General features: G+C 36.9%; 14 protein-coding genes. 7 read left to right on the top strand and 7 right to left on the bottom strand.

Annotation, left to right across the window (positions count from 1 at the left end; translation table 11 throughout):
• Nucleotides 1-284 precede the first annotated feature (284 nt).
• Nucleotides 285-839, bottom strand: a complete 555-nt coding sequence (locus tag VB248_RS21550; RefSeq protein ID WP_323298908.1) for a DUF4833 domain-containing protein — start codon at nucleotides 837-839, stop codon at nucleotides 285-287.
• A gap of 454 nt (nucleotides 840-1,293) precedes the next feature.
• Between VB248_RS21550 and VB248_RS21545 the strand changes: the two genes are divergently transcribed.
• The 7 genes from VB248_RS21545 (at nucleotide 1,294) to VB248_RS21515 (ending at nucleotide 11,003) form a co-directional block, all read left to right on the top strand.
• Nucleotides 1,294-1,974 carry a response regulator transcription factor gene (locus VB248_RS21545; RefSeq protein WP_323298907.1) on the top strand — a complete coding sequence of 227 codons (681 nt, stop codon included), beginning with the start codon at nucleotides 1,294-1,296 and terminating at the stop codon, nucleotides 1,972-1,974.
• Entirely contained in the window at nucleotides 1,971-3,338 is a 1,368-nt protein-coding gene (locus VB248_RS21540) for a HAMP domain-containing sensor histidine kinase (RefSeq protein WP_323298906.1), read from the top strand. Before VB248_RS21545 ends, VB248_RS21540 begins: the two co-directional genes overlap by 4 nt.
• Before the next feature lie 186 nt (nucleotides 3,339-3,524).
• Nucleotides 3,525-4,742: a TolC family protein gene (locus VB248_RS21535; protein WP_323298905.1), complete on the top strand. Its 1,218-nt coding sequence runs from the start codon at nucleotides 3,525-3,527 to the stop codon at nucleotides 4,740-4,742.
• A gap of 128 nt (nucleotides 4,743-4,870) precedes the next feature.
• Nucleotides 4,871-5,920, top strand: a complete 1,050-nt coding sequence (locus VB248_RS21530) for an efflux RND transporter periplasmic adaptor subunit (RefSeq protein ID WP_323298904.1) — start codon at nucleotides 4,871-4,873, stop codon at nucleotides 5,918-5,920.
• Between the two features lie 247 nt (nucleotides 5,921-6,167).
• On the top strand, nucleotides 6,168-7,541 hold the full coding sequence (mgtE, locus tag VB248_RS21525; protein ID WP_323298903.1) for a magnesium transporter: 1,374 nt from the start codon (nucleotides 6,168-6,170) through the stop codon (nucleotides 7,539-7,541).
• Nucleotides 7,542-7,553: 12 nt separating this feature from the next.
• Nucleotides 7,554-7,856, top strand: a complete 303-nt coding sequence (locus VB248_RS21520; protein WP_323298902.1) for a DUF190 domain-containing protein — start codon at nucleotides 7,554-7,556, stop codon at nucleotides 7,854-7,856.
• A complete protein-coding gene (locus VB248_RS21515) occupies nucleotides 7,857-11,003 on the top strand; it encodes an efflux RND transporter permease subunit (RefSeq protein WP_323298901.1) in 3,147 nt (1,048 codons plus the stop codon).
• Between the two features lie 107 nt (nucleotides 11,004-11,110).
• Here VB248_RS21515 and VB248_RS21510 read toward each other — a convergent pair whose 3' ends face one another.
• From VB248_RS21510 to VB248_RS21485, 6 genes are all read right to left on the bottom strand, one after another.
• The gene (locus VB248_RS21510) at nucleotides 11,111-11,605 is read right to left on the bottom strand and encodes a hypothetical protein (protein ID WP_323298900.1); all 495 of its coding nucleotides are present in this window, start codon (nucleotides 11,603-11,605) and stop codon (nucleotides 11,111-11,113) included.
• A gap of 233 nt (nucleotides 11,606-11,838) precedes the next feature.
• Nucleotides 11,839-13,311, bottom strand: a complete 1,473-nt coding sequence (locus tag VB248_RS21505) for a DUF4301 family protein (protein ID WP_323298909.1) — start codon at nucleotides 13,309-13,311, stop codon at nucleotides 11,839-11,841.
• Nucleotides 13,312-13,397: 86 nt separating this feature from the next.
• Nucleotides 13,398-14,651 (bottom strand): metal-dependent hydrolase family protein, encoded by a 1,254-nt coding sequence (locus tag VB248_RS21500; RefSeq protein ID WP_323298899.1) that lies wholly within the window; start codon nucleotides 14,649-14,651, stop codon nucleotides 13,398-13,400.
• A gap of 211 nt (nucleotides 14,652-14,862) precedes the next feature.
• The gene (locus VB248_RS21495) at nucleotides 14,863-15,591 is read right to left on the bottom strand and encodes an SIMPL domain-containing protein (protein ID WP_323298898.1); all 729 of its coding nucleotides are present in this window, start codon (nucleotides 15,589-15,591) and stop codon (nucleotides 14,863-14,865) included.
• Between the two features lie 278 nt (nucleotides 15,592-15,869).
• On the bottom strand, nucleotides 15,870-17,213 hold the full coding sequence (locus tag VB248_RS21490) for a glycoside hydrolase family 88/105 protein (protein WP_323298897.1): 1,344 nt from the start codon (nucleotides 17,211-17,213) through the stop codon (nucleotides 15,870-15,872).
• Between the two features lie 204 nt (nucleotides 17,214-17,417).
• Nucleotides 17,418-19,298 (bottom strand): ABC-F family ATP-binding cassette domain-containing protein, encoded by a 1,881-nt coding sequence (locus tag VB248_RS21485; RefSeq protein WP_323298896.1) that lies wholly within the window; start codon nucleotides 19,296-19,298, stop codon nucleotides 17,418-17,420.
• Nucleotides 19,299-19,332: the final 34 nt, after the last annotated feature.

Here is a 19,332-nt window from a genome sequence, read left to right as displayed (position 1 = left end):
TAATTTACCGATTTGGACTTGTGATTATTCAAAAAACATCAACCCAAATCAAACTATTTTACAATTTTGATTACTTTAACTTGTTTAAAAATCAGGGCAACCTATTTTAGGCAAGGACATGAGTTGTGAATGTTGAGTTTTTTGAGTGCTTAATGTTGAGTTTTTTGAGTGCTTAATGAGGAGTTTTTTTGAGTTTGTAATCAGAATATTATTCCTCATTCAACACTCACAACTCAGCACTTCAATCATTCAGCATTCAGCATTCAAAACTCTAAACTCAAAGCTTATGGTTTAAATTTCTCATAAACTTCTTTGCCAGTATTCACATCTTTTCCCCAAAGCTCTACATGGATGACCGATGGCATCATGCCACTTTCGTCCACATTCACGAATACTCTTTTAAGAATTTGCATTTTTCCATTAATCGGAAACAAAGCTACTGGTTCTCCTTGTGGGGTAAGTTTTACCACAAATTTTCTTTTGCGGTATGCCAAGAAGTGTCCGTCATAGCTGCCTTTTTCTCCTGCTACTTCTTTGGTATAAAGTCCATAAGCAAGAGTCCGCTGAATGGTAGATAATTCTTGTTTTCTACCATCTTCCGAGTAGCGAATCCAATAAGTATGTACGGGATTTTTGGGATTTAGCTTTTTGTCGGCAGTTAAATTAGCATCGTAAACGACTGCACTGGCATTTGAACTTCGCTGAATGTAAAACAAGCGGATGTCTGTTTCAGGAGGAGTCGGGAAGGTTTCACCCGAAGCTACTGTTTTGTTTTTTTGAGCTAAACTATTGAAAAATAATAGAATAGATAAAATGAGAGTTGTTTTTAAAAATCGCATTTATGTATAATAGAAAATCTTCTTATGGGTTTTACAACGTAAATACATAAGAAAACAAACTGTTGAATGGTATTATTGAATGCCTGTTATTTGTTCCTTTTGAGGAGTTCAAGTTTAACAAAGATTTCTCCTGTTTTTGTTCCAATTTAGAGGCTCTTGTTGTAATTTTCCACGAAGGTATTTATTTTTTATGGCTTAATAATCATTCAAATTAGTAAACGGTCATTTATTAATATTTTCTTAAAAATTGAATACTTCAACACAAACTAATTTTTGCACTTTTAGGATAAAGCCTCATAAACATTAGCGGAATAAAGAATTAACTTAATTTTGTATCTTACAATGAAGGAAGTGCTTTAGGCAATAAGCAAATTATAAAACCCTTCTATCATGAAAAAATAAACATTGTGAAAATGCCTACGGCTTACAGCCTATTGCATAAAATTAACAAAACATGAATATTCTCATTATTGAAGATGACGAACGAATAGCCTCTTTAGTAAAACGAGGATTAGAAGAAAATGATTATACCGTAACACTTGCCTACGATGGCATGATGGGGCGAAAACTGGCTTTACAAAACGACTATGATTTAATAATTACAGATATAATTTTACCAAAACTCAGCGGACTTGAACTTTGTAAAGACATCCGTACTGCCAAACCTGATACTTTGATTATTATGCTTACGGCTTTGGGAACTACCGACGACAAGGTAGAAGGCTTTGACGCAGGTGCAGACGATTACTTGGTAAAACCTTTTGATTTTAGAGAACTTCACGTCAGGATTAGGGCTTTGACAAAACGCCAAAATGTCCATAGCAATACACAAGGTTTTGTATTGAAGTACGCCAATTTAGAACTCAACAACCGTACTAAAACCGTAAATCGCTCGGGAAAGGAAATAAGCCTTACGCCAAAAGAATTTAAACTGCTGGAATACATGATGCAAAATGCAGAAAGAATCCTGAGCAGAACTGAAATTGCTGATAAAGTTTGGGATACACATTTTGATACAGGGACAAATTTTATAGATGTGTATATCAATTACTTACGTAAAAAAATTGATAAAGATTTTGAACCCAAACTCATTCATACAAAATCGGGAATGGGTTTTATTTTCAAGGAAGAATGACCATCAGAGAAAGACTAAGTTTACTTTTTACCTTACTCACAGCCGCTATCTTGATGATATTTGCGGCTTTGGTGTATTATTCTGCCTATCAAAACCGTGAAACAGAATTCTATAATCGCCTGAAAAAAGAAGGAATTACCAAAGCCAATCTTTATTTTACGGCAAAAGTAGAGGCTGACATTTTACAAAAAATCTATAAAAACAATCGTGAAACCATTAATGAAGTAGAAGTAGCTATTTATGATACTGATTTCAACTTGCATTACCACGATGCCTTAGATATAGATTTGGTGAAAGAAAACCAACAAATGATGGACGAAGTAAAGAAAAGACATCAAATTAGGTTTTACCAAGGTCGTTGGCAAGTAATTGGCATGTTGTTTCCTGTTGAAAATAAAAATTATATCATCATTGCGGCGGCTTATGACCAGTATGGATATAAAAAATTAGACAATCTCCGAAATACCATTTTAATAATTTTTGTTTGCTCGATACTCTTCATTTATGCAGCGGGTAGGTTTTTCTCTAAAAAAGCCTTGCTACCTGTAAGTGTAATTGTGAATAAAGTAAAGAAAATAACCGCTTCTAATCTTGATTTACGACTAAGTAACATTCAGGGGAAAGATGAATTGGCGGAACTGTCAAGTACTTTTAATGAAATGCTCGACCGTTTGGAGAAATCGTTTGATGCCCAAAAGCAATTTGTTTCAAACATTTCGCATGAACTTCGTACTCCTTTGGCTTCGATAATTACAGAATTGGAGTTGTCGAAGAACAGAGAAAGAAGTATTGCAGAATATCAAGAAGTAATTCAAAATACGCTAAATGATGCCCAAAAGCTTGCTCGACTTGCTACCAGTCTGTTAGATTTTGCCAAAGCCAGTTATGACCTTTCGGAAATTTCCTTTCGTGAAACTCGTTTAGACGAAGTGCTTTTGGATGCCCGTCACCAAGTACAACGCCAAAATCCTACTTATTTAGTGGATATTTTGTATGAAAATGAAGTAGAAAACGACGATGAAATTTCTATTAATGGCAACGAGTATTTGTTGAAAGTAGCCTTTGCTAATCTTATCGAAAATGCTTGTAAGTTTTCTGATAATCAAAAATGTACAGTGTCAATTTCTGTACAAAATCAACACATACGCCTATACTTTGTGGATGAAGGAATTGGCATTGCCGACGAAGAACTTTCGCAGATTTTTACGCCATTTTTCAGAGGGAAAAATAAAAAATATACCAATGGCAACGGCATAGGTCTTTCGCTTACTCAGAAAATTGTAAAACTCCATAATGGCGAAATTTCAGTGGCTTCAACAGTAGGGGAGGGAACTACTTTCAAACTTTCATTTTCGCATCTTTGAGACGGGTTTCCAACTCATGTATTTTTGACGGGTTGGAAACCCGTTTTACTTTCTAATGATTTTCTAATAATTTTCTAAAAGCTCTCTAACTGCCTTTCTCCGCCCAATCTCCCACCTTTGTAAGCACAAACAAAGACTTACAAGACGATGCGGCTCAGATACATTTTATCCATCCTTACGCTTGTTATGCTTATGTATAAAACTTCTTCGGCACAAGAAATTTATACTTTACAAAAAGCATTACAAACAGCAAAAGCAAATAACCCTTTGCTGAATACCCAACAGCTTAATGTTGGTATTAGCGAAGCGGATATAGTTACGGCACAATTGCGTCCTAACCCCAATTTGAATAATCAGACACTTTTACTTACTCGTTCGGCTTCGTATCCCAACAATAGCGATTGGTACAATGCACAAAACCGACAAGTATGGTGGCAGTTGACGAAAGTAATTCAGTTGCCTTCGCAGCGTCAGGCTAAAATTGATTTGGCACAAAAAAATACACAGCTTTCACAAAAAGCCTTTGGCGAAACTGAAAGAAGTGTTTTGCAAGACGTAGCCTTGAAATGGTTGGATGTTTGGACGGCTCGCAAGCAATTGGATATTTTGCAGATAGCGAAAACCAATACAGATAGTTTGGTGAGCATCAATAAAATCAGGTTAGGCAAAGAAGTAATTACTTCAACAGACCTTACTCGTACAGCTTTGTTGGCAAATCAGTATGCTTTGCAGTTGAAATCGAATGAGCAAATTTATCAAAACGAGTTATTGAACCTCAAATTTATGCTCGGAACACAAGACCGCATCGACATTGACACAAAAGATGATTTTACTTATGTTTTTTCTACGCAATTAGATTCGCTCTTGCAGCAAGCTTTAGCCAACAGAAGTGATATTCAACTTTATAAAGCTGGAATTCAAGTAGCCGAAAGTAATATCAAATTACAAAAATCATTGGCAACGCCACAGCCAATTTTGGGGATGATTTACAACCCACAAAACACTATTCCATACGTAGGTTTTTATGGGGCGATAGACTTACCTTTTTTCTCAAGAAATCAAGGCGAAATCAAGAAATCATATATACAGAAACAACAAGCAGAAAAAGGTTTACAAGCCACACAGACTTTAGTACAAACCGAGCTTTTGACGGCTTATAATACTTACCAAACGCAGAAAAAAAATATAGAACAATTCAAAGATTTGCTTTCGAAGTCAGAAAGTATTCTGAGTAGCGTAAAGTATTCATATTTGCATGGAGGCACTACCATTGTTGATTATTTAGAAGCCCAAAGGAGTTGGCTCGATACTCAACAACAGTACTACGATACATTACAACAATATCGCCAGAGCTATATTAAGCTACTTTATGCTTCTGGTTTAATCAATCAAATGGCACAATAAGTATGAGTGCTGAATTGTGAATGGTGAGTTGTCCTTTGTCCTTGCCTAAAATAGGTTGCACTGAGTTTTAGCCAAGTTAAAGTACTTCAAATTCATAGGTGTTTAAATTGTATAGATTTCTTAAAACGATGAAAAATAACTTAACAATAACACTCCTCTCTATCTGGCTTCTTGCCGCTTGTGGAGGAAAAGAAAATCAGGCAACAAAACCAGTAGATGTATTGCCAAAAGTACAGGAAAACGGCATGAAAATCGTTTTCCCGACTACTACAAGTATGCAGTTTTTTGCCACAGAGACTTTGGGAAGTTCTTCGCTCAATGATGAAATTACTGCTCCCGCCAAAGTGTCGGCAACGGTGGTTTCTTCACAAGAAGGTGCTTCGCAAAATATTATTTTGTTTGAAAACTCAGATTTAGCCAGCAATTACACTTCGCTTTTGCAACATTTAGAGAATATTCGTCAGCGAGCTACAATCATTCAGCAAAAGAAAACAATTATTGCTCGCAAAAAAGTAGAAGTGAGTCGCTTTGAAGATTTACAAAAAAATGGAGCAGGAACAGGCAAAGACGTAGCCAATGCACAAGTAGATTTATTAAGTGCTGAAACAGAATTGGCGATGGTTCAAAACGATTTAGCAAACGAAAAAACCGCCATTATCGAACATGAAACAAAGCTGAAAACTGGTGGATTTAATCCAGAAGCATTAAGAAAAGCAAGTGCTGGCAAGGCTTTTATTATTTGTGATATTCCTGAAAATCAAATCAGTAAAATCAAAGAAGGAGGGAATTGTACTTTGCAATTTACGGCTTTCCCAAATGAAAAATTTACAGGAAAAATAGAAGAAGTAGCCGACGTAATTGACGAATCGACCAGAATGGTAAAATTGAGAGTAAGTCTCAATAATTCAGAACAAAAGCTGAAAGCAGGAATGTTTGCAACGGTTTTGTTTGGCGTAAGTGAAGGTTCGCATATCAATATTGATAAAAATGCAGTCGTAACGGTTCAAGGTAAAACTTATGTTTTTGTAAAAAATGCTAACAATACGTTTGAACGCAGAGAAGTAAATATTGGCAATCAGATTGGAGACAGAATTGTAGTTTTTAGTGGCTTGCAAAATGGCGAAACGGTGGCTGTTAAAGGAGTAATGCAGTTGAAGGGTTTGAGTTTTGGGTATTGATTTTTGGGGACTTTAGGACTTGAAGATGAAAGACACAAGAGACAAGACGCAAGATTTTCTTTTGGATTTGAAGAATTATAGCTCGAGTCCCGTTAGGGACGATGTATCGGTAGCAATGATGTCGTGAAAATTGTACACAATCAAGTTCCGTAGGAACGACATGAGTACATGAAAAATGGAGAAGGTAAAAGACTAATAAATTAAAACCTGACAGCCGACTTCCGAAAGCTGATAGCCAATAAAAGCCATGAAAGATATTAGAACAAGAATTTTAAAGGGCGATTTCAGTACTTTATTGGGTTTAGAAAGTAACAAAAATTTTGTTCATCCAAACGATGTCGCTATACTCATTGGCTCTTTGCCTTTGGATATTGCTACTGAATCATTTATTTCTTTACCCAAAAACTCGCAAGCGAAAGTATTTGCTTATCTCAATTTCGACTGGCAAGTACAAATCATCAAAGGAATTTCCAAAGAGAAAGCCTCAGCCATTCTGAATAATTTGCCTTCTGATGATAGGTTTGAGTTTTTTTCAAATTTGATTGGTTTAGAGCAGTCGTACTTTATCGAATACCTTTCTGAGAAAAACCGAGCTGAAATTCATGACTTTTTCGGTTATCCAGAAAACAGCGTTGCCCGACTTATCAATACAGATTTTTCTACGATTTCAAGACAAATGACTGTGGGCGAAGCGGTTGAGCATTTGAGAAATCACCCAAACGACACCGAAGCCGCCAATGTAATTTATGTGATTGATGAAACTGGGAAATTAGTCGATGATATTCCGATTAGAAAGTTGGTACTGAACGAATCTTTCAAAACCATTGAAAGTCTTTTAGATGGATTTTGTGTAAGCTTGACCATCGACGATACCAAAGAAATTGCCATTGATAAATTCAAAGAGTACGACAGAGATGTATTGCCAGTGGTAACAGCCCAAAATATTTTGATAGGAGTACTCACAGCCGACGACGTACTGGATTTTGCTGAACAAAGAGATACTGAAGATATTCAAAAATTTGGAGGTTTAGAATCTTTGGATTTCCCTTATGTAAAAACGCCCATTTTTACCCTTATCAAAAAAAGAGCAGGTTGGCTTATCGTACTTTTTCTCAGTGAAATGTTAACGGCTTCTGCAATGGGTTATTTTGACGATGAAATTGCAAAAGCCGTAGTTTTAGCCCTCTTTATTCCTTTGATTATTTCAAGCGGAGGAAATAGTGGTTCACAGGCCGCAACATTGATTATCCGTGCGATGGCTTTGAAAGAAATCACTTTTAGCGACTGGTGGTTTGTGATGAAAAGAGAATTTTCATCAGGCATTATTCTCGGAATTATTCTTGGAACAATAGGTTTTATTAGAATTCTTCTTTGGCAACAATTCCACTGGTTCAATTATACCGAACATTATGTATTGGTAGCCACCACGATATTTTTCTCGCTCATAGGTATTGTTATGTGGGGAACTTTGAGTGGCTCAATGATACCGATAGTCTTAAAAAAATTAGGCTTCGACCCAGCCACTTCGTCAGCACCTTTTGTGGCTACTTTAGTGGATGTAACAGGTCTTATCATTTATTTCAGCATCGCAGCATTCTTGTTAAAAGGAACGTTGCTTTAACAAAAAAAGGCTATGCTTCAAGCTCAGATTTTTATAGATGAAGATGAACTCTTTGGAACAAAATCCTTACATGAGTTTATCGTACAGTTTTTGATTGCCCAGAAAATCAAAGGATTAACGGTTTTTAAAGGCATTTCGGGTTTTGGTTCAAACAATCATTTTCATCGCCCAAACGATTTATTCAGTTTCGACGAAACGCCCATCATGATTACTTTCATCGACGACACCGAGAAAGTAAAGGCTGTGCTGACAGCACTGAGAGTAGAAGTAACAAGTGGATTTATTATTACGAACCAAGTAGAACAGTGGAAATAAATGATTAAGAACTTATTAGTATTCAGCCTTCGTAATCGCTGGATTGTGATTGCGATAAGTACTGTGCTGATGGCGGTAGGCTATTGGTGCTTTACACAATTGAAAATTGAAGCTTATCCAGACATTGCAGATACTTGTGTGATTGTAGTAGCACAATACGACGGAAGAGCAGCCGAAGAAGTTGAACAACAAGTAACAGTACCGATAGAACGTGCTTTACAAAATACGCCCAATGTATTAGACCGTAGAAGTCGTACTATTTTTGGTTTGTCGGTTGTGCAATTAACTTTTAAAGATGGCACAGACGATTACTTCGCTCGTCAGCAGGTAATTGAACGTTTGAGTTCGGCAACTTTGCCCGATGGCGTAAATCCAGAATTAGCACCGATGAGTACTGCCGTTGGGGAAATCTATCGCTATGTGGTAGAAGCACCAGCTAATTTTAGTCAAACGCAATTAAGAGATTTACAAGATTGGGTCATTAAACCAGCTTTGTTACAAGTACCAGGCATTGCCGATGTAGTAACTTTCGGCGGTCCTTTGAAACAATATCATATCATTACTTCGCCCGAAAAACTAAGAAAGTATAACCTTACTTTACAAAATGTGACGGATGCGGTAAATGTCAACAACCAAAATACAGGTGGAAATATCTTGGCTCGTGGTGGACAAGGTTTTGCCGTTCGTGGCTTGGGAGCAATTAAAACAGAAAGAGACATTGAAAACATTGTGTTGAAATCGGATAATGGAATGCCCGTATTTATCCGTGATGTCGCTACTGTTGAGATTACTCCTCCGCCAGCAAGTGGCGTTTTAGGCTATACCGTTACGAAAGAAAAATTGGATGTAAAAAGTGGTGTAGAAGGTATTATTTTGTTAAGACGTTACGAAAATCCGAGTGAAGTATTGAAGCTTTTGAAAGAAAAAATGGCGGATTTACAAGCCAGTGAATTGCCCGAAGGCGTGCATTTGCGTCCGCTTTACGACCGAAGTTTCTTGATTGACCATTCTTTAGAAACCGTAGCTCATACTTTGTTTGAAGGAATTTCAATCGTTGTGATTCTCTTGATATTTTTCTTAGGAAGTGTAAGAAGTGCCATTGTGGTAGCCCTAACGATTCCGTTTTCGCTTTTGTTTGCGTTTATTTTAATGCGTTTGACGGGCATTCCAGCCAATTTACTTTCTTTGGGAGCTATCGACTTTGGGATTATTGTTGACGGAGCGTGTTTGATGGCAGAACATTTAATCAGGAAGTACAGAACTGCCACCATTGAAGAAAAAAAACAAGGCATTATCAGAATTACTTTGCTTTCGGCACAAGAAGTAGGACGTGAAATATTTTTCTCAGTAACCATCATCATTTTGGCTTATATGCCCATTTTATTGATGACCCGTGTAGAAGGAAAGCTATTTTCACCGATGGCACTTACTTTGGCTTTTGCTGTAATTGGCTCGATGTTGGCGGCACTTACTTTTATTCCAGTCTTGATTTCATTCAGTTACAGAAAAGCCTTAGCTGATTTTGACAAACCGATGAAAGAACATAAAAATTATGTGCTGGATTTTCTGTCGAAACATTATGGAAATGTACTGGATAAATTATTGAATCATTACAAAAGAACTGTAATCATCGGTTTCACCATTGTAGGAACATTCATTTTCTGCGGCATAAAACTCGGAACTGAATTTTTACCAACATTGGATGAAGGTTCGATTTTTCTTAGAGGAAATTTTCCTGCTGGAATTACCATTCAAGAAAATGCCAGTTATGCCGCTAAAATTAGAAGTACCATTGCCAAGTATCCACAAATTTCATTTGTTATTACACAAACAGGCAGAAATGATGATGGAACAGACCCATTTCCAGCCAACAGAAACGAAATTTTGGTTGGTTTAAAAGATTATAGTTTGTGGAGTAAAACCATTTCTAAAAAAGAATTGGTGGATAAAATCAAGACCGATTTACAACAGCAATTGCCTTCGGTTTCCTTTTCTTCGGGTCAGCCCATTATCGACCAAGTAATGGAAATTGTGACAGGAAGTGCCGCAGATTTGGCAATTTCTGTTGTTGGCGACGACTTGAAAATGATGCGACAAAAAGCCGATAGTATTGCGACCATCGTAAGACAAACTGCTGGAGCAGACAACGTTAATATTGAGCAAGAAGGGCCACAAGACCAATTGGCTATCAATATCAATCGTGAATCAGCGGCTCGTTTTGGAATCAATGTAGCTGATATTCAGAACATGATTGAAGCGGCCATTGGTGGAAAAACGATTTCTACTTTGTACGATGGCACAAAACGCTATGACATTGTGATTCGCTTTTTGCCACAGTTCAGAAATTCCATTGATGCCATCAAAGATATTCTTGTGCCTTCGGTAAATGGAGCTTTAATTCCGATGAGCCAATTGGCAGATATTCATTTTGTGGAAGGACAAACCAATATTTACCGCTACGGAAGTAAAAGAATGGTAACTGTGCGGACGAACATCAAAGGCAGAGACCAAGGCAGTTTTGTGAAAGAATTGCAAGATAAAATTGATGCCAAAGTACACGTTCCAAAAGGCTATCAAATCATTTACGGCGGACAATACGAAAACCTTGAACGTGCAGGAAAACAATTGGCTTTCACCATTCCTTTAACGATACTTTTGGTGTTTCTTTTCTTGTTTATGTTGTTCAAGAATTTGCCCAATACTTTAGTAACGATGAGCTGTATTTTATTTGCTTTGGGCGGAGGAATCGTCGCTTTGTTGATGCGTGGCTATTACTTCAACGTTTCGGCTGGTGTAGGCTTTGTAAGTATTTTTGGGATTTCGGTCATGGCAGGCGTATTATTAGTTTCAGCCATTAATCGAGCTAAAGGTGAAAATGATACCGAATTACAACACAGTGTGTTGGTATCATCAAAAGAGCAACTGAGAGCTTTATTATCTATTTTGGTTGTTGCTATCATTGGTCTTGTACCTGCGGCAATTTCGTCAGGAATTGGTTCAGACGTACAAAGACCATTAGCAACAGTAATCATTGGCGGACTGACCAGTACTTTAATTTTTGCTCCGCTGATTTTGCCTTCGCTTTATTTATGGGCTGAAAAGAATAGAAAAACAAAACCCACAAATGATACCATTACCACTATTTGATTGACGCACCTGAAATATAGAATGAATAAAAAAACTCCTGTTATGAAAAGACCTTTCTTTCCATAATAGGAGTTTTTTTATTGCCAGTGACTTACTATATAATCAATTTAAAGAGCCACTTGCTGAAAGTAGCGTTTCATCCAACTTGCGGAGGCAGCTACTTGCCAATTCGTTTTAAATTCACCAATGTTCGGCACTAAATTATTGAAGATAATGGTATCCGCTTGGATGATTCCTTCGGCAACAAGGCTTTTAATTTTCAACATTTCTACCGTTTTAATTTCATCGCCATCAACATAAGCAACTGAGCGGTCGAAGAAATTGAGGTTCATTGCAGCTCCTAATTCTTTCAACCAACGAGTAGAAGCATCAATAGAACAACCCGACGCTTGGTTTTGTACTTCGTCAACCGCAACGATAATGAAGCGATTGAGCAATACTTGCACAGAACCTACCAAAGGTACACCATGAGCCGCCCATTGATTTACTTGTTCTTCAAGTACTTGTTGAATATGATTTTGTTCAGCATTATTCAAAGCTTTGTCTGCTTGATACACCCAAACACGAGCATAATCTGGCAATTTTTCAAAAGGAATAAACATATTTTTAATTATGAGATATTAATTATGAATTATGAGATTTACGATATTATAGACTTGGGATTTCTGATTTCGATTTTCCGAAATCCCAAATCTATAATACCTTTCAACTTTCTTACTATGTTGTGATATTAATTATGAGATGAGTATTACAACTTGTTGCAAAGGATAATTCATAACTCATAATTCATATCTATACTTTACATACAATAATTCATAATTTATAATTCAAATCTTTATTGATGTTCGTCTCTCAATAAATCATTAACTGTTTTCACAGGGTTGAAGGTAATCAATGGTACTTCTACAAAAATTGTATTCCAGTCAGACATCGCACCATTCCAAAGTCCTGGTAATTCCTGTGCTTTCAAATCTTTTCCGTCTTTTGATTTCTGAGTAACGAAACCAGTTTTTGGGTCACGGAATTTTAGAAGATTGAATTTCTCGCCTTTGCTATTTTTCAAGGCACAAATCAAATCTACTGGATTGAAGTGTGTTGAATTATTGAAAATTGCTTTTTGGTCTTCGTTGTCTAAATCAACTTGTGCTGACTCAACAATCTGCAAAGAAGTAGAGCCATCGCTATTTTTACACCAGAAAGGACCACCGCCCGGTTCGCCAGTGTTTTTCACAACACCACAAACACGTAAAGGACGATTGAGTTTTTCGATAAAGTAAGCAACTTTTTCGTTATGTGATAAATCTGTGAATGAAGTTGGTTGTAGTACACAAAGTTCTTTTTCAAAGAATTCGGTCAATTCTAAAATCAATGGTAAAGATGCTCCCTGTGTAAGCTGATACTGGTAATCAAAGATTTTATCTTGATACTTCAATAAAACGCCTGCTAAAGCTTTTTTATAGTCGTAAGTTGTAGCCTTGATACGGTCTGGTACAACGTTGTCGATATTTTTGATAAAGACAATATTGGCATCAATATCATTTAAGTTTGCCAATAAAGCTCCATGACCCGCAGGACGGAACAATAATGAACCATCTTTTTCACGGAATGGCGTATTATCTAAATTTACCGCAATGGTATCAGTAGATTTTCTCTGTTCAGAGAAAGAAATATCATATTTTACGCCATAAGTTGCTTCATACGAAGGAACAACAGCTTCTAAAAGTGCTGTAAAGCGACTTAAATGTTCGGGAGAAACAGTAAAATGAAGTTTTACGATACCGTCGGCATTAGCATAATTTGCTCCTTCTACCAAATGCTCTTCGATAGCCGTTCTGTTACCCGTTTCATATTTATGGAATTTTAAAAGTCCTTTTGGCAAAGTTCCATACTCCAAACCTTTGCTGGTTAAGTAGTAATCTGCGATTGTTTTTTCGTCCGCATTTTCAGGTAAAACTTTAACTAAATCATCATAAAAAGCAAACTCTGATAATCTTTCAAAAAATTGAACAGTTGATTTGTCAGATTTTCCCTCTTCCAAAAAGCCAAATAAAGATTTGAACATTCTTGAGGCAGCACCAGAAGCAGGAACAAATTTCAATGGCGTAATACTTTGTACTTTACTTTCATAAAGACTGATGTATTCGGCTAAGGCTTCTTCCGAAAGTTGTGTAACACCATTATCGGGAGTAGCTGCTTTTTGAAGCTGCATGAATGGAAACCCATCTTTGAAATCTTGAATTTGCTGATTTACGGTTGCTAAGTCAATGCCTAATGCTTCTATTTGATTAAGATCGTTTTGGGTAAACATAGTAATGGGGTTTTCGGTAATCAATGTTTGGTGAAATTCTTTTTTACAAATATATTATGATAAAAACCTTAGCAAAGTTTAGGGTATTATTTTTTATAAATAATACCATTTTTCATCACAAATTTTATGTTTTTTAGCTGTGTGATTTGCTTGTGTGGCTCGCCTTCTACGGCAATGATGTCGGCAAAGTAAGTGTTTTTTATTCTGCCTAAATCTTTTAATTTAAAAACCTCTGCATTGACCGAAGTACTCGACTGTAATACTTGTAGGGGACTCATGCCGTATTCTATCATCAATTCCATTTCTCGTACATTTTCGCCATGTGGAAACACGCCCACATCGCCTCCCATACAAATTTTTACCCCTGTTGCTAAAGCCATTTTAAAACTCTTTCTTTTTTCTTGAATACGTTCTGGTTCGGGGTCTTTTCCCTTTTTCCAACCTCTGTACTGTGCGATGGCGTCGCCAGCTGCTAAAGTCGGACAGAAACAAACGCCCTTCTCTTTCATTAAAGTAAAAACTTCTTGATTTGCCCCATCTCCATGCTCAATTGTTTTTACGCCTGCCATTACAGCCCTTCGTATTCCTTCTGCGGTTGAAGCATGTGCCACAACATCACGACCAGAACTTTGAGCAATATCTACGGCTAATTTTAATTCAGATTCAAGAAAAGTCGGTTGGGCATCTTTCATCAATCCCCAGCGATAATCAGCATATACTTTTACAACGTCTGCTCCTTTGCCAATTTGTGTTCTTACGGCTTTGCTCAAATTATCTACTCCGTCTGCTTCTTCTGCTCCTTGTATTGCCGAAACATCCGACTGAAAACCTTTTGGCCCATAACTTCCTGTTGCTACCAAAGCACGTCCAGCAACCAACATTCTTGGCCCGGGAATTATTCCTTTTTCGATAGCTTGTTTTAAACCAATATCATCATAATCTGAGCCTTCTGTTCCTAAATCTCGAACAGAAGTAAAACCTGCCATAAGGGTATTTTTTGCATGAATGCCTGCTCGGATGATGCGTTCTGCCCGAGATTCTTTCAGTACTTGGTCGTCCCAAGCGGTTTCGTTGTAGGGGTGAAGCAATAAATGTGAATGTCCTTCGATGAGTCCGGGCAATAAAGTAGTATTAGGTAAATTGATGATTTCAGTATTAGCAGGAATCATCAAGTTTTCGCCAACGGCAGTAATTCGGTCTTTTTGCACCAGTACTTGCCAATTTTCATGCACCGTTTCACCATCAAAAACCCGTGCGGGTTTTAATAAATAAGTATTTTGCGAAAAAATATTTGCTTGGAAAAGAAAAAGTAAGATTGTTAAAAGTAGTGGTTTTTTCATAGTTTGTTGGTTGTTGGGACTTTAGGATTTTTAGACTATATGACTTTAGGACTTTAGGATTTCGAGACTTTAGGATAATGAGTTTTAAAAAACACTTTATATCCAGCATTTTACAGTCTTCTAATCATAAATTCCACAAACCCTAAAATTTATCAGTCTTCAAGTCTAAAAATCTTCAAGTCCTAAAGTCTCGAAATCCTAAAGTCTCACATTATTTAATCCTAAAAATCGCCTTCATTTCATATCTTACCTTAATTTTCTGAACATCAATGGTACTTTCTGGCATTGGTGCGGCATCGGACATCATTTCCATTTTAGCAGCACGCATGGCGTACACAGGAGTAGGCGAATAACCATTGTCGATTTCGTAAATTTCTAAAGCTTCACCCAATTGCTCGTCGATACCTTCCAACAAATACTTCGCTTTGGCTTTTGCTGCTTGTAAAGCTTTGATTTTGGTTGCTTGTCTCAAAGCTTCAATTTTAGAATATTCGTAGCGTTCGATATTGGTTGAAGCTACTCCTTTTTCATCAACTTTAGCGATGATACCATCAATTTTATAAAGATTTGGTACTTTCACTACATAGTTTTTACTTTCTAAAAAAATCGTTGGTTTTTTCTTCCCGAACCATTCTCTGTAACCATTGATATTACCAATCGTTAAATTTTCTTTAGGAATACCAGCCTCTTCAACAGCCTTTTGCAATTGCTTTTCCAAAACCATAATATCAGTTTTGTTTTTGTTGTCTTTATCTTTGAAATACTCTCTCAAAGAAATCGAAACATAAATTTCATCTGGTAAAACTTCTTCTTCGGCAGAGCCAGTTACTTCGATTTTTTTAGGTTGAGGTTTCTCTACAATCACTTGTTGTGCTGTACTTACAAAAGCTCCTAAGCCAAAAGGAACAAGGAACGTTAATACTTTTACTAATTTTTTCATGGTCTTTGTATTTGATTTGAGAGGGAAACGAGCCTTTACTGGTGAAAGTATTTTATTAACAAAAGTTTAACAATAGTTTGTAACACGTTTTCCAACTTGTCTGTAACTTTCTTGAATTACTTCAATTTGCTATTGACGAATTAATTTACACAAATGAAGTCAGAATTAATCATTTTTGAGGGAATTTATTCATAATAAATAAGTACAAAAAAAGAACCACAATTTCGAGCATACGGCTCAAAATGTGGTTCTTCGGATAATAATAGAAGCTTTATATATTATTTGTTGTACTGCAATGCACTGTCGTTAATGGTGAATTTCCCTGATTTCATCAGTTTTAATACTTCTGCACCTGCCAACAAAACGGGGCCATAGCCATGAGCTGCCAACACGTTGATGGGTCTGTAATAATAAAAAGCAGGTTCAAAGCCCATACCTGTACCTACACAAACGCCTTCTACTTGTCCGCCTGCGTTTACTTTGGTCGCTACGGCATTCCAAGCTAAAAGTGTGGCAGGGCCATAAGCTTTGTAATCGAGCCAACCTTTGTTAATGGCTCTTGCAAAAGAGTAAGCATAAATGGCGGTTGCGGAGGTTTCAAGATATGAATCGGGGCGGTCTAATAATTGATGCCAAAATCCACTTCCTGCCTGATACGAAGCCAAACCTTTGGCATGAGCTTTCAACAGATTCAATACTTCTGTACGACCGGGATGGTTTTCTGGTAAAACATCCAATAATTCAACCATCGTAAGAATAGCCCAACCATTGGCACGTCCCCAATGAAATTCTGGATGCGTTTCCATATCTGCTACCCAGCCGTGCATAAATACATTTTTTTGAGTATTAAACATTCGTTTTGAAAACTGCGATACTTGCTTTACGGCATCATCAAAATAGCGATTATCACCCGTTAGTTTTCCCATTTGTGCCAAAGCAGGCACACCCATAAATAAATCATCTAACCAAAGTGTATTGGCTTGCGGACGGTTACGGGCTAAAGTACCATCAGCAAAACGAAACTCTTTTGTACTGATGTAATTGATGTAATTATCAATCAATGGACGTAAATCTACTTTAGGAATATTAGCTCTCGTAGCTTTTATCATTGCCGAGCAGATAGCTCCGCAGTCGTCTAAAGCATGTGGCATAATTACCTGACGAAGCCCTTTGCTATTCGGGTTCAATTTCAATACTTCTTTAAAATAAGGGGCTTTTTGAGCTAAAAACTCCATTCTTTTACGAGCATATTCGCTAAAACGGCTATCGCCTGTGGCTTCGCTGGCTGCCAACATTCCAGAATAAGTAACGCCCCATTCGTAACTTGTTAGGCTAAAAGTACCTCTTTCAACCACTGCACTGGTATCAATTTTTGAAAAATCTGTGATGATTTTATTAGTACTTTTACTGATGACGTTCATTGGTGTAACGGCATCTAAGTACTGATGAATACGATTGAGGGTTTGGGTAATCTCTTCTACTTTGGGCGTAGTATAAGGCACTGGATAATCGGGCTGTGCCGTGTGAAGCATCTCGGAATGTAAAGATTTTTCCTGTGCAAAAGTAGAAAAGCTGGCTATACTGAGCAGTAATAGTGAGCTGGTTTTGATTAATTTTTTCATGTTTATATTATTATGTGATTGCTTTCAACATAAAGACAATTGGTGCAAAAATCTAATGAAGAATATGAGTTTATGTATGAGGTATGAATTATGAAAGATGGATTTTGCTTCAGAACTTCAATTTTATCCATAAAAAAAGACTTGATTTAATCCACAAAGTAGATTGAACCAAGTCTTTTTTAAATATAGTTTGAAAGAAATCTTTTACTCTGAAAGCTCTAACCAACGCAATTCTTTTTCATCAAGTTCGTCCGTAATTTCTTCGATTTGTTTTGCCCAAGCTGCCAAATCTTCGTAGCTACCGCCATTATTGAGTCTTTCTGTCAATTCAGCTTTTTTCTTTTCTAATTTTTCAATGGCTTTTCCCAAATCATCATACTCTTTTTGTTCTTTGAAAGAAAGCTTTCTTTTCGTCGTCGAAACCTGTACCGAAGGTTCTAATTTATGATTATTCGTAGAAACTGGTTCGCTTTTCACTTTTGGCTTTTCGCCTAAAGTAATTTCATTTTCTTCCAACCACTCTCTGTAATCAGTATAGTTTCCGGGGAAATCTCTGATTTGTCCGTCACCTTCAAAAACAAAAAGGTGTTCTACCAATTTATCCATAAAGTAACGGTCGTGAGAAACTAACAATAAACAACCGCCAAAAGCAATCAAGAAATCTTCCAAAATATTCAAAGTCTGAATATCAAGGTCGTTGGTAGGCTCATCAAGAATCAAAAAGTTTGGATTTTTGATGAGTACTTTCATCAATTGCAAACGTCTTTTTTCACCACCTGATAATTTATCAACGGCAGCATATTGTACTTTCGGTTCAAACTTAAAGTGCGTTAAAAACTGACTTGCCGAAATGGTTTCACCCGTTCCGACCGTAACAACCTCCGCAATATCTTTGATAACATCAATTACTTTATCGCCCGGTTTGAAGTCCAAATCGCCTTGAGTATAGTAGCCATACACAACGGTTTCGCCCGTGGTAATACTTCCAGAATCTGGTTGTAAATTTTGGGTAATCATATTCAAGAAAGTAGATTTACCGATACCATTTTTTCCAATAATTCCGATGCGGTCTTTACGTTGAAAAATGTAAGAGAAATTATCCACAATCTTTTGGTTTCCAAAAGATTTATTCAATCCGTCAATTTCCAAAATTTTACTTCCTTGACGAGACATTTTTACATTCAAAGTTACTTTTGAATCGTCTTTGGTTTGCGAAGCCTTTTCTTTTAGTTCATGAAAAGCATCAATTCTGTATTGAGCTTTCGTGCCACGAGCTTTCGGTTGGCGACGCATCCATTCTAATTCTGTACGCAAAGTATTTTTGGCTTTGTCGATACTGGCAGCTTCCGAAGCCTCACGTTCAGCTTTTTTCTCTAAGAAATAACTATAATTTCCACGATAGGGATAAATCGTTCCGTTATCTAATTCGGCAATGTTGTTACACACTCTGTCCAAAAAATAACGGTCGTGCGTTACTAAAAGCAAAGTAATATTTTGTGCCGAAAGCGTTTGCTCCAACCATTCGATAGTTTCCAAATCCAAGTGGTTGGTAGGCTCATCGAAAATCATCAAATCAGGTTCTTCGATTAATACTTTCGCCATTGCTACACGCTTACGTTGTCCGCCAGAAAGCTGAGAAATCTTGCGTTCAAAATCATGGATTCCTAATTTGCCCAAAATTTGTTTTACTCTACTTTCATAATCCCAAGCATCATGTTTGTCCATCATCTCCAAAGCCTCCGACAAAAGGTCTGAATCTTCAGGATTTTCCATTGCCCTTTCATACATTTTCAAGGCTTGGTTGGCAGGAGAATCGCCCGTAAAAAGCGTATCCATTACGCTAAGATTTTCGTCAAAATCAGGGTTTTGGAAAAGATAGCCAACCGAAATACCTTTACGGATACTTACTGTGCCTTCGTCAGAAGGAATCAAACCTGCTAAAATGTTCATTAAAGTAGTTTTACCCGCCCCATTTTGTCCGACTAAAGCTACTTTATCTCCCTTAGAGATACCAAAATTTATGTTACGAAACAACCAACGCTCGTTGTAGTTTTTCGAGATATTTTCTGCTGATAAATAATTCATAACACAAAGGTAGGAAGTAAAGCTGTAAAAGGGT

This window comes from Arcicella rigui, from assembly GCF_034929435.1.
In the GTDB taxonomy this organism is placed as follows: Bacteria; Bacteroidota; Bacteroidia; order Cytophagales; family Spirosomataceae; genus Arcicella; species Arcicella rigui.
Note: the sequence above shows the minus strand (reverse complement) of the source record. Positions and strands in the feature narration are given on the sequence as shown.